11 protein-coding genes are annotated in these 11,698 nt (G+C 67.9%); 5 read left to right on the top strand and 6 right to left on the bottom strand.

The annotated features are described in order from the left end of the window. Positions 1-82: 82 nt before the first annotated feature. Complete coding sequence (locus tag VXC91_RS14805; RefSeq protein ID WP_329507705.1) at positions 83-985, top strand: NUDIX domain-containing protein; 903 nt, start codon at positions 83-85, stop codon at positions 983-985. Between the two features lie 30 nt (positions 986-1,015). Then, positions 1,016-2,215 carry a bifunctional class I SAM-dependent methyltransferase/NUDIX hydrolase gene (locus tag VXC91_RS14800; RefSeq protein ID WP_329507704.1) on the top strand — a complete coding sequence of 400 codons (1,200 nt, stop codon included), beginning with the start codon at positions 1,016-1,018 and terminating at the stop codon, positions 2,213-2,215. Between the two features lie 394 nt (positions 2,216-2,609). Here VXC91_RS14800 and VXC91_RS14795 read toward each other — a convergent pair whose 3' ends face one another. Continuing rightward, on the bottom strand, positions 2,610-2,807 hold the full coding sequence (locus tag VXC91_RS14795) for a hypothetical protein (protein WP_329507703.1): 198 nt from the start codon (positions 2,805-2,807) through the stop codon (positions 2,610-2,612). Further along, positions 2,804-3,268 (bottom strand): nucleoside 2-deoxyribosyltransferase domain-containing protein, encoded by a 465-nt coding sequence (locus VXC91_RS14790; RefSeq protein WP_329507702.1) that lies wholly within the window; start codon positions 3,266-3,268, stop codon positions 2,804-2,806. Before VXC91_RS14790 ends, VXC91_RS14795 begins: the two co-directional genes overlap by 4 nt. A 248-nt stretch (positions 3,269-3,516) precedes the next feature. Between VXC91_RS14790 and VXC91_RS14785 the strand changes: the two genes are divergently transcribed. The 3 genes from VXC91_RS14785 (at position 3,517) to VXC91_RS14775 (ending at position 7,518) form a co-directional block, all read left to right on the top strand. After that, positions 3,517-3,951: a hypothetical protein gene (locus VXC91_RS14785; protein WP_329507701.1), complete on the top strand. Its 435-nt coding sequence runs from the start codon at positions 3,517-3,519 to the stop codon at positions 3,949-3,951. A gap of 125 nt (positions 3,952-4,076) precedes the next feature. Beyond that, positions 4,077-6,800, top strand: coding sequence for a tetratricopeptide repeat protein (locus VXC91_RS14780; RefSeq protein ID WP_329507700.1), 2,724 nt, complete (start codon positions 4,077-4,079; stop codon positions 6,798-6,800). Positions 6,801-7,104: 304 nt separating this feature from the next. Continuing rightward, positions 7,105-7,518, top strand: coding sequence for an NUDIX hydrolase (locus tag VXC91_RS14775; protein ID WP_329507699.1), 414 nt, complete (start codon positions 7,105-7,107; stop codon positions 7,516-7,518). Positions 7,519-7,658: 140 nt separating this feature from the next. Here the strand turns inward: VXC91_RS14775 and VXC91_RS14770 are convergent, their stop codons facing one another. The 4 genes from VXC91_RS14770 to VXC91_RS14755 all read right to left on the bottom strand — a co-directional run bounded on the left by VXC91_RS14770 (position 7,659) and on the right by VXC91_RS14755 (position 11,552). After that, entirely contained in the window at positions 7,659-8,261 is a 603-nt protein-coding gene (locus VXC91_RS14770; protein WP_329507698.1) for a hypothetical protein, read from the bottom strand. Between the two features lie 137 nt (positions 8,262-8,398). Beyond that, positions 8,399-9,244 carry a hypothetical protein gene (locus VXC91_RS14765; RefSeq protein ID WP_329507697.1) on the bottom strand — a complete coding sequence of 282 codons (846 nt, stop codon included), beginning with the start codon at positions 9,242-9,244 and terminating at the stop codon, positions 8,399-8,401. Between the two features lie 232 nt (positions 9,245-9,476). Next, positions 9,477-9,881, bottom strand: a complete 405-nt coding sequence (locus VXC91_RS14760) for a hypothetical protein (protein WP_329507695.1) — start codon at positions 9,879-9,881, stop codon at positions 9,477-9,479. 729 nt (positions 9,882-10,610) lie between these two features. Next, positions 10,611-11,552 (bottom strand): 2'-5' RNA ligase family protein, encoded by a 942-nt coding sequence (locus VXC91_RS14755; protein ID WP_329507693.1) that lies wholly within the window; start codon positions 11,550-11,552, stop codon positions 10,611-10,613. Positions 11,553-11,698 lie beyond the last annotated feature (146 nt).

Here is an 11,698-nt window from a genome sequence, read left to right as displayed (position 1 = left end):
ACACAGGAGCGCGGCCACCGCACCCTGGCCCGGTTGCGATCCCAAAGCCGCTATGGACAGAACGCATCGAACGGAGGCACACGTGCCTGATGACACCCAGCAGGCGATCCCAGCCGTCCCGAGTCCGGTGGTCGGAGATGGACGGCAAGAGCACCACATGCACCTGCTCGGGCGGTACTACCGCCAAGTGGAAGCAGGCCGCAAGACGATCGAAGTGAGGGTGGCCACTCCGCAGAAGCGTGCCGTCGCCGCCGACGACACGGTCATCTTCCACGACCGGGACACCGGGCGGGAACTCGACGTCATTGTGCAGCGGATCACCCCGTATCCCTCATTCGAGCACCTCCTCAGCTCGGAGGACCCAGCACGCATCGACCCGGACGGGCCGCCGGGAGAGCTGCTCGCCACCCTCCGCAGCATCTATCCGCCGGCCAAGGAAGCCCTCGGCGTTCTCGCCCTCGCGTTCGACCACCGCCCCGCCCGGCCCGGCCGCCCCATGCCGATGACGCCCACGCAGTACGCGCAGACCGTCCCCCACCACACGGTGTACGGGTGCCTGTATATCCGCGACGGACACGACCGGCCTGTCCAGTTGCGTTCGGTCTACGGATCGCGGCTCTGGCAGTTCCCGGGCGGCAACCTGGACGCCCAAGGCGAGGACCCGCTCCAGACCGCCCGGCGCGAAGCGGTCGAAGAGACCGGCCTTGAACTCGGCCTGGATGCGCCGAGACTGCTCCTGACGCACTTCCTGCACGCTGGGCCCCGCCTGCCGCTGAACAAAGTGGGGCTCATCTTCGACGGTGGGCGGCTGACCACGGACCAGCTCGGCCGGATCCGCCTCGATCCCGCCGAACACGACATGTGGGCCGTCCACGACCTCGCCACCTGGCAGGAGCTGATGGCGCCGCGCGCCTTCGCCCGCCTCGACGCCATCGAACGAGCCCGGCGCGGCGAGGGCCCCGCCTACCTCATCACGCACACCTGATCCCCAGCACGCCCTACCCAGGAGGCACCCGTGCCCGTTGAGGACATCAACATCCGAGCCTGGAAGGTCTACGGTCAGCGCCAGCTGGCACGCGCCTACACGCCGCCCATTCCCAACCAGCTCTCCTGGACGCCCTGGGAGGGGGACGGACCGGGAGCTGAAATCCTCGGTGACATCACCGGGCGCCGTGTCCTGGACATCGGCTCCGGAGCCGGCCACCACACCGTCCATCTCGTCCAGACTCACGGCGCACGTGTCACCGGGATCGAGCTGTCCCCGACCCAGCACGAACGCGCCGTCACCAGCCACGCGGACGTTCCGGGCGTGGAGTTCGTCCAAGGGGATGTAGTCGAGTACCTGGCCGGGGCCGAGCCGTTCGACGCCGCGTACGCGATTGGGACGCTGGGGTTCATCGACCCGCACCGTTCGCTGCCGGCACTGCGCGACGGACTGCGTCCCGGCGCGCCCCTTATTCTCTCGCTTCTGCACACGGACTTGCACGGCCGCGGTCCGTCCTCGGAGGTCGCGCCGCGCGAGCAGATGATCTTGTTGCGCGACGATCCGCCCCTGCCAACGCAGATGTGGGTCCTGGCTCCGCAGCTGTGGGAGGACCTGCTCACGGAATACGGCTTCCGAGTCGAGGCTATCGACGTGCTGCCTCACCCCGACGAGAGCGCCTCGGTCGTGCAGCAGCTCATCCGCGCCCGGCGCCTGCCCGACCGGCCGGCACGGATCTCCAGCCGCCCCCGCAGCACCAAAGCGCCGATGGCACACGCAGCAGTTGGCGTCGGAGCGATCCTCCTCAATGAGCAGGGCGTCCTGCTGGGCCGACACCGTCGCGGCACCCTCGAACTGCCTGGCGGGTCCGTCGAGGCCGGGGAGTCCTTCGAAGCCGCCGTGATCCGCGAACTCGGCGAGGAAACTGGTCTGACCGCGCGCCCCGGAGACGTCAGGCTCCTGGGAACGCTCGTCGACCACGTCGAAGGTGTCCTGCGAGTCACCGTCGGCGCACTCGTCCACACCTGGCAGGGGCAGCCTGCCACGCAGCCGGACGAAAGCGTCGGCAACTGGGCATGGCATCCCCTCGATCAGCTCCCTAACGGCCTGTTCGTGTGCAGCGCCCAGATCCTCACCGCCTGGCGTCCCGACCTGGTCATCGATCACCCGCCCGCGCACTTCACTCGCTTCGCCCCCGGCACACCAGCCACGCCGGTAGACGGGCTGGCATGACAGCTAGCACAGACTCGATCCTGTGGGTCTGCACCCAGGCGTCACGCTGGCCCACCGAGCACTGTCAAGGCTGACCGCTGCCTTCCCTGGCACTCGGCCAGGCCCAGGGAGGTGCAGCCGGGGACCCCCGCTGCAGGTCGGGCCGAGGCGCCGAGCATCCGATGTTCTAACGCTCTTGTGAGGGGACGCCGTTCGGCTCTCCCACGGCCGATGCCGTGAGCCGGGCATCCCGAGGGACGACAACGAGCTCGCTCCCGCTGAGCAGCCGCCAGTCGAGAGGTGCCCCTGCAGCTTTCCGCGCCCGCCGGTACGTCAGGGCCCAGCCCATGTCCCGCTCGGCCTTCCCGTCCGGGCCGATGCTGGTGCGCCACCACAGCCAGCCGAACCAAGAGGTTCACTTCTTGAAGAGAGGCGACGCGAAGGCATAAGCAGTGGTCGTCATCTTCGCCAGCGCGCCGGCGAGCTGTTGCATCTCGCCCAGCGACACCAGATCTTGTCTGATCGCCACCCGGACCGCGCGTACGAATCCGCGTCCGACGGCCGCGATGGCCACGGCGACGATGACCCCGAGCAAGGCCCAGCCCGCGATCATCGTGAACCTCGTATGGCTGTGCGGGTCGCTTCGATCGTGTCCGCCAGGGTGCTGTGAACGTGAACTTCCGGGCGCGCGAGGGCGAGCTGCGTCACCACATTCGTGCGGCGTACGTAGTCGAAATCGGTTCCGATGACCAGAGTGCCGCCCTCACCGACAAGCGCCCCCAGCTCGTACAGGGCGATCGGCTGGTGGCTTGTGGACGACTCCGGGAACCAGAACATGACAAGGTTGGCGCGGCGCAGATGCCGGTACTCCCAGCCAACTTGGGCCACTTCGGCGTTCGGGTCGAGCAGCGGGAAGTTGCTGCGGCGCGGGTTCAATACCGTGACGTCGAGGTCGTCGAGCGCGGCTGTCACCGTCTTCTGCCAGTCGGGGCAGTCAGAGATGCCCCCGGCGGAAGCGCGTGGGTTCCGAGAATCCGAGACCAGTTGGCGTCGGAACTCACATGTATTCGGCACGACTTCAGCGTAAGGGCATCTGAGTTCGCTGGTCCGGGCCTAGCGTGGATCTCCTGTCGGGTGAGCTACCAACTCGATCGTCTGCGCCACCCTCCTGGCGATTCCAGCTCGAAGACGGCCGCAGCACATGAAGCAAGATCACTCCGCGTCACATAAGCTTACCGACAGGGATTCGCTGAGCCAGATGTCCAGCAACGGCGCGCATGGAGTCCTGCAGATGGTCGGCTTCTCGCAGGTGAGGTGGAGGCGTGACGGGGCGAACCCAGGCATTGGCCGGTGGCGCAACATTTCTGGTGACCGCGGGCGTGATGGCGCTGTACCTGGCCACGGTGGGCCTGGAGGAGGCAGCCATGTGGGCCACCGTGCTGGGGCTGTTCGTGAGTCTGGCCTCCCTGGCGGCCACGATGGGCGGGATATGGCGCGAACGCCGCGCTCCTAGCGGACAGTCAGTGCACGGCAGCGCTGTTGGCGGGGGAATCACCCAGGTCTCCGGGACGGGTGGGAATGTGCGTATCACCCGCCGCGGCCACACGGCCACGCCCCCGGGTCCCATACCGCCCACAACACCTTCCGGCACAGCAACGCCGGAGGGCGACGGACAGTCCGTGCGCGACTCGGGCACGGCGGGTCCGGTCGATCAAGTACGGAACACCGGCGGAGACGTCGACATCGAGGGCCCGTGAGTAATCCGGCCGACAGGCCCTGGTGGCAATCGCTGTTTCAGCGTTCACGAACGCCGTCCGCTCTCGCCCCACCGTCGGCGCGAAGACGGGGGCAGTGGGTAGCCGGTTCGGTGGTGCACGGGTCGGTGGTGCAGGTAGGTGACACGACCGGCGACGTGAACATCGCGGTCAGCACCGAGCGAGTTCTGTACCAGGTGGATACCTTCCGCCTCCACGCCCCCTCGATGACGGTGGATCAGGCTCGGGCTCAACCAGCCCGGCTGCTACAGGCCCGCTACGCGGTGGCGGACTTCGCCGGACGCCGCACCGAGCTGGAGCGGCTGGCAGCCTGGCGTGACGATGCGAGCACGGCCTCGGCTTTCCTGCTGCACGGGCCGGGCGGGCAGGGCAAGACCCGGCTGGCAGCCCAGTTCGCCCGCCTCAGTCAGGAGCGCGGCTGGCAGGTGTTCCAGGCCCGTCACGCGAGCGATCCCGCCCCACCCCCCGCCGAGCAGCCCAGTGCGACGGCTGATGGCCTGGGCGAAGTCGGGCCGGGGGCTGGAGTGCTGCTGGTGGTCGACTACGCCGAGCGCTGGCCGACGGCGGAGCTGCTGACCATGCTGACCGACGCGACCTTGCAGCAGCGGCAGACCCGAGTGCTGCTCCTGGCCCGTCCCGCTGGTGTCTGGTGGCAGAACCTCGCCTACCATCTGGACCGCCAGGGTCTAACCGGCGACGCCCTGCCTCTGAGCCCACTCGCCGACGATCCAGACACGGACCCCGAGACGTTGTTCACCAAGGCCCGAGACCGCTTCGCCGCCGCCCTGGACTTCGCTGGTGGCCATAACGTCATCCCTCCCGATGCCCTGCGAGAAGATCCCGGCTTCCGGCAAGCCCTGTCCGTACACATGGCTGCCCTCGCCGCAGTCGATGCCCACCACAGCGCGGTGTCCACCCCGCTGGACACCCCAGAGCGGGTCTCCGCCTACCTGCTGACCCGGGAACGTGACCACTGGCAGACGCTGCATGCCAACGGCCGCGTGCGTACCACCGCCGACACCCTCGCTCACGCCGTGCATACGGCCGTCCTGACCGGTGCGGTGCCCTACGACCACGGCCGGGACGCTCTCACAGCGAGCAGAACATGCACCTCGGGCCAGGCTGACGAGGTCCTCAGAGACCACGCAGTGTCCTACCCAGCCGCCTCGCCCAACACCTTCCTGGAACCGCTGCACCCAGACCGGCTCGCCGAAGACTTCCTCGCCCTGAACACCCCCGGCCACAACGTGAACGGCTACGCCCCCGACCCCTGGGCGGCCACGGCACCCCTGCACCTCCTCGCTGCTGCTTCGCCTGCCAGCCCAGGTCAGGTAGCGGAGACGCCCGTATGGACCCGCGCCACCCTGACGGCCCTGATCGCCACAGCTGCCCGCTGGCCCCATATCGCCACAGGCCCACTCTCCTCGCTGCTCACCGCACGTCCGGAGCTGATCCTCCAAGCCGACGGCGGCGCACTGACTGCACTGGCGGACATCGACCACCTCCCCACGGACGTCCTAGAAGCCGTCGACGCCCATCTGTCGGAATATCGGCAGCCCGACCTCGACCCCGGTGCAGCCGCTCTGGCCGCCCGCCTCACCCCCCACCGGCTCGCCACCGCAAGCGACACCGCCGAACGCGCCCGTGTTCTCCGCCGACTCGAAGCCCGCCAGTGGAATGCCGGCCTCCACCATCAAGCTCTCGCTACCGGCCAGCAGACTGTCGAAATCTGGCGGGGCCTCGCCCAGAGCCATCCTGTGGCGTACGCCGATCTCGCCACGGCCCTGTCCAACTTCGGACTCCACCTGAGGGCTCTAGGACGCCACGCCGAATCCCTGGCGGCTGAGCAGGAGGCGGTGTCCATCCGTTTCCGCTTCGCCCAAGCTGACCCTGCTGTCCACAACCCCAACCTCGCGGAGTCCTTGGTCAACTACTCACTGCACCTGGCAGAAGCCGGACGACATGCTGAAGCCCTAGCCGCCAGCGAACGGGCTGTACACGTCTACCGGCAGCTTGTTGAGACCGATCCCACCACATACGAGCCCGGCCTTGCCACTGCCCTGAACAACCTCGGCGTCATCCTCGCGGGGGCCGGGCGGCCCGGGGAGGCCAGGGAGCCCACCGAGGAGGCCGTCACGATCCGCCGCCGCCTCGCCCAGGCGAACCCGGCAGTCTACGAACCCGATCTCGCTTCTTCCCTTGCCAACGTCAGCGCGCTCCGGTCCATGACCGGGCAACACGAAGGCGTCCTGGAAGCCGTGCAGGAAGCGGTAACGATCCGCCGCCGCCTCGCTCAGGCCAACCCCGCCGCCCACGGCCCTGACCTCGCCGGCGATTTGACCAACCTGGGCGTTCACCTGGCAGCGGCCGATCGACGCGCTGATGCTCTGGCCGCCGCCGAAGAAGCGGTGCAGGTCTACCGGCAGCTTGCAGAGTCCAACCCCGCCGCCCGCGAACCTGACCTCGCGAAGGCACTGCACAACTTCAGCATCCACCTGGCCGCGACCGGGCGCCACGAGGACGCCTTGGACGCCACCGAGGAGGCCGTCACGATCCGCCGCCGCCTCGCGCAGCGCATCCCCGCAGCGTACGAGCCCGGCCTCGCCCGGTCACTGGGAATGTTCGCCCGGGTACGGGTTGAACTGGGACGAGACCTGCTCCTTGCACTGGAAGCAGCGGAGGAGTCCGCGGAGATCTACCGCCGCCTGGCCCTAGCAGAGCCCGTCGCGTACGACACGGACCTGAGTATCGTTCTGGACGTCCAAGCCGACATCCTCGACCGGCTCGGCCGCACCGAGGAAGCAATGCGCATTCGGCCGCCGCGACCATGACCCTCAGCGGGACACGCAGGTCCCGGGCCCGGAGTCTGCAACGGCGGCGAGACAGCCCGGCTCCGACAGCCGCAGCACGGCCCGGAACTCGCATGTTGGCGGCACGAGTTCAGGAAATGACGCCCGAGGCCGCCTGGCGCTGAGCGTGCCGTGGCGATCAGCCGAATCGACCTCAGGAGGGTCTCCGACAATGGGGTGGACACGCATGTCGACGGAGGTGCTCCATCGAAGCCCATTCGTATCTTTGTACCGCGACTCGGTAATCAGGCCGGATGGAAGTAACGGCACGTACGAACACGTCGTAGTGGACGATGCAGTCCGTGTTGTCGCGCTCGACTCCCAGGGGCGAGTCGTCCTTGTCGAGGACGACTTCTACCTCCAAGGCAGAAGAGTCCTTCATCTTCCTGGAGGCGGGAGCGGTGGCCAGGAGCCGAAGGCGGCGGCACTTCGCGAGCTGGAAGAGGAGACGGGGTTCGTCGTCGGCGACCTACATCCGCTCGGCGTCATCGATCCGCTGCCCGCCGCGACGGCCGCAAGGACGCATCTGTTCCTCGCCACCGATCTGCAGTCTGGCGTGGTTCACCGGGACGACACGGAGATCGGCATGACGGTGCACTGGTGGAAGCTGAGCGAAGCCCTGGCCGCAGTTCGTTCCGGTCGCATCACCGAGGCCGGCTCGGTCACTGGGCTGCTCCTGGCCGCGCACACGCAGCGCTGACGACGGCCTCGGTACTGGTGGGCTCGCGTATTCGACTGTCGCCAGTTCTCGGTGGAGCCGGGCCTGCTGGTGACCGTGTGTGACCGCCGGGATGAGTCCGGTTCCTACGGGAAGCCAGGGCGGGACGTAAGGAGTCGCAGCTACCCGCGGCTCCGAGCGCGGAGGTGCTTCCTAAGCTTGGCCTTGCGGTGCCGGACCTTCCACCGGAGCGCCAGGCGGCGCCGCGCCATGACCTCGCCGGGCAAGGATCTTCCTCCGCCCCAGTAGGGAAGGTCGTGGTTCTTCCTTTCCCACCGTGCGCCGGCTGCGTCCCGGTAGGAGTACGTCACGTCCGGAGGTTCCAGCAGATTCTCAGCCGCGATTGGTGAGCCGTCGGCGTCGTTCTTCCACTCCAGGAAGGAGAGCTTTCTCGTCTCATCCGGGGCCAGCAACTCCACGCTGTGTGGATCGACTCTCGCAACGGCGATCCCCGTGAATTCACCCCAGCTCACGCCCCCGGCCGCGGTCCTGTCGACCACCGTGCACGTTTCCCCGACCACGAGCCGGCTGATCGGCGTCGAGCCTAGGTTACGGATGGTCACCGAATCTTTGGTGCGCTCAATGATCGCCACCAGAGTGGCCTTCTCTTCCCGCTCTCCCCGCCTGACGGACTCCTGGGCGATGTGTTGCCAAAGTGCGATGCCCGCGGCGCTGACGGCCAGCGCAAGGGTGCCGATAGCAGTCAGCGCGTCCCAGGGGCCCATTTGCCCACAGTAGGCGCCGCGCGGGAGAGCTTCCTGTCGAGTTCCCAGGGGTGTCCCGGTGTACATCGCGACACGGCAGATGACTGGTGAGCTCGCGTGTTGAGGTGTCGCGTATTCCGGACGGATGCGGGCCGCCGTCACTCTGCGTCATCCGCGGATGGGTGTTCACCAGTCACGAGGCCGTAGTAGAAGGGCGAGGGCCCGTCGATTCCCGCCCGCTCCAGGAACAGCCCCTCGTAGTGCTGCAGCAGCTCCATGTCGAAGTCGGCCTCCGGGGCCGTCCCGTCCTCCGTAAAACTACCGAGAAGAAGCTGCGTCCAGCGCTGATCGGCAGCCGACCACACCACCAGGTGCGAGGGCGCGAAGAACACCCACATGGCGTCGATGTCGCCTGGCAGCGTCGGGGCAGTCAAGGTGTGCGTGATCAGCGGATCGAGACATTCCACGTAGGGCCGGTCGAAAAAGTGGGACACGATGAACACCACCCGCGCCCGGTCGGGCGAGGACTTGTCCCGCAGCTGCTTCGCGGCCTTGGCGATCACCGACTGGGCCGCCTCGACGACATCGTTCGCTGACACGAACGTCGACCAATGAGTGCCTGGCTCCTCACCTCGTTTCAGTGCCCGGGAGACCGCTGCGTCGTGCTCGCGGAAGTCACCAGGTATCGACTTCACCTCGAAGTCGGTGAACTCGACACCGTTGCGGCCGAGCAGCGACGACAGTGCGTCGCTGTCCGAGTCCGCCACGCGGTAGACGAGATCCACGCCGCCGTGGACGTCTACGGCGACCGGCACGATGCCGAGATAGGCAGTCGTCAGCATCGCCGCGAGATGCTCGCCCGCGGCCAGCTTCAACTTCTTCAGGTCATCCGCCGGTACGTGCGCCGGCAGTGCCTCCGTCGCCCAGTCCATCACTTCGTAGGTGATCGCGATGACGTGGGTGCCGATGGCTCCGTCGAGGCTCTTGGCGCTGTCGTCGCTCATGGGCGCGAGTGTGGCAGCACCGTGACGCGGTCGCGACGGGTTTCGGTACTGGCGGGCTCGCCTATGTAGCTGTCGCCAGTTCCCCGTGAAGTCCACCCTGCTGGTGACCGGGTGTGGTCTCCGGGGGCGTTCGGCTCCAGGCGCCTCCGAGCTCGGACGTGGGGCGAGCCGTGGTGACCTGGTGGTAGCCGAGGACATCGGTGACCTTGCCCAGCATGTCGAGGACGACCAGCTACTTCCGGATGCTGACGCCTTTCTCCGGGTGTGCGGTGGCGACGTAGTTCATGGCCGTGGTGGACGACAGGCCGAACAATCTCATGATCCGCACCGGGTCGGCGGTCTCGTGGGCTTCGTCGAGGACGCGGTCGATACGGAGCTGGGTGGCGTGCAGTCCGCCAAGCCGCTGGAGGAGGCGATGCAGGTGCGCCTCCGTGATCGGTGGCCTCCTGTAGTCGGTCGCAGAGCGGTTGCTGACCAGGAGGTACGGATTCTGAGTCCGGGGCCACCGCTCGTGCCGCTCGCGCATCCAGTCGCTGAGCACACGGTGGGTCAGTTCGTCCATGTAGATGTATCGGCGAGGGAAGCCGCCTTGGTCGATGCGGGCCTTCGCCATGTCGACGCGGTTCAGCTCCAGCATCCGAACTGCTGTGGGCGTCATGGTGCACGGCGATCAGGACGATGATCACGCGCGTGAGGCGGTCCTCGGCCCGCTCGAAGATCCGGGACAGCAGACCGGTGGGGATTGACACCGGCGGGCGTTGGTGTCCGGGCATGCTGATGCCGCGCGTCGGATCACGGAAGATGAGGCGTTCCTGGAGCAGCGCGCCGAACAGGCTGCGCAGCGCGACGTGCCGGTCCTGTGCCGTGGTGCCGGCCACGTCCTTCAACTCCGTTGTGACGGCGGCCTTCGTCACCTCGCGGAAACTCGCGTACTCGCCTGCCCACCGGGTCAGTACGGGGACGAGGTAGCCGACGTACTTGCGGATCGTGGACCAGTCCAGGGCCCGGTGCTCCAGTCGTCCTTCGCCTCTGAGGACGGCCACCCAGCGGTCGATGTCGCTGCGGAAGCCGTCGGGAGCCTGGCTGACCAGGCGCTGGACGGCTGCCTCGTGCGGACCAACGACAGGGGCAGGAAGCGGAACCAGCAGGCGGCACGAGTCGAGGAAGGCGGCGGTGCGTGGACCGCAGGAGCACGTCGTGCGTCGGGTGAGAGCGCCGACGTCGCGTTCGTCGATCGGGGCTGCGGCCCCGAGCCAGGACACCAACACCCTGAGCGTTTTGGCGACTTGCTTCTCGGTCGACTCGTTCCACGAGTGCCTTCTGGCGTACTGCATCAGCTGTTCCAGGACGCTGGCGGCCTCCGGTGTCAGCGAGGACAGCTCGTGCGCGTCGATCGAGATGCGGCTCCAGTCACGCTCGACGTCGAACAGCGGGAGCTGACCGGGGAAGGCGAGGTGCTCGGAGACCGGCTGGGGTTTCGGGCGGGCGGCCTGCTGGCCCCGCTTTCGGCCCGGCCGTCCCTGCGGGGAGTAACCGAGCGCGCGGGATGCGCCGCCGACGCCCAGGGCGAGGACGCCGCCGAACCACAGCTGGATCGGCGCGTCGAGTCCGTGGTGATGAATGTGGACCCGACAGCCCCGGCACAGGCCCTGCTGAACGGGCACGACTGGTGCATGTAGACAGCCAGCAGCCGGCTGATGGTGATCTCGACGCGGTCCGGTCTGATCTTCCGCAGCCGGCGGTTGAATTCGGAGTCGTGCACGTCCGGAGCACGGAAGTAGGCGAGCGTGGAGTGCGGCCAGTACCTGTCCCCGGCTTCGCGTAGTTGCACCCCTGGCACGGTCGAGACCGCATTGCGCACCAGGGCGTTGATGGCGGCGAGCGGCTCCTCGGGGTACATGGCGACGGTCACGGCACTCGGGCCCGGCCATACGGGGCCCATCGTGACGGTTGCGGGCGCTGCGTGCTGCGCGGCCTCTCTGGCGGCCTGCACCGCGCGCTCCACCTGGACTTCGTCGAGCTGGTGGTGAACGCCCTGCGCTGTCCAGTGCAGCCACGGCGCCGGCACGATCCCGACTCGGTCGCCGTACTCGGTCAGCAGATCGTGGTGGGCCTGGGTGAAGGCCACGTACTCCGGGTCATCCAGAGGCGTCGCGTACAGGGAGGCCCGGCTGCTGCCGAGTGAGATCTTCCCAAGCTGTATGAGTAGTTCCGGGTCACACGGCAGCAGGATCTGATCGGCTTGGGTAGCGCGTGCGGGAGCCAGCGACACCAGGTCGAGGCGCCCGTCGTCCCATCGGGCCCACATGCCGAGGGTGGGCCATGCAACGGCACGACGCTGCCGGGTGTGGCGCCACCAGCTCGGGCCAGCACTTCAAACAGCGCGCCTGTTACTTACTCGGCCGATTCTTGTCCTAGGCTGGCTAGCACCTCTGCTGCCCATTCCCGAACCGG

The organism is Streptomyces chiangmaiensis, assembly GCF_036281785.1.
Taxonomy (GTDB): domain Bacteria; phylum Actinomycetota; class Actinomycetes; order Streptomycetales; family Streptomycetaceae; genus Streptomyces; species Streptomyces chiangmaiensis.
Note: the sequence above shows the minus strand (reverse complement) of the source record. Positions and strands in the feature narration are given on the sequence as shown.

What these genes read in the sequence shown, in the direction of transcription:
- VXC91_RS14795 (WP_329507703.1), bottom strand. Translation starts at nt 2,807, where the DNA reads ATGATCGCGGGCTGGGCCTTGCTCGGGGTCATCGTCGCCGTGGCCATC.
- VXC91_RS14770 (WP_329507698.1), bottom strand. Translation starts at nt 8,261, where the DNA reads ATGGGCCCCTGGGACGCGCTGACTGCTATCGGCACCCTTGCGCTGGCC.
- VXC91_RS14765 (WP_329507697.1), bottom strand. Translation starts at nt 9,244, where the DNA reads ATGAGCGACGACAGCGCCAAGAGCCTCGACGGAGCCATCGGCACCCAC.
- VXC91_RS14760 (WP_329507695.1), bottom strand. Translation starts at nt 9,881, where the DNA reads ATGCTGGAGCTGAACCGCGTCGACATGGCGAAGGCCCGCATCGACCAA.
- VXC91_RS14755 (WP_329507693.1), bottom strand. Translation starts at nt 11,552, where the DNA reads ATGTGGGCCCGATGGGACGACGGGCGCCTCGACCTGGTGTCGCTGGCT.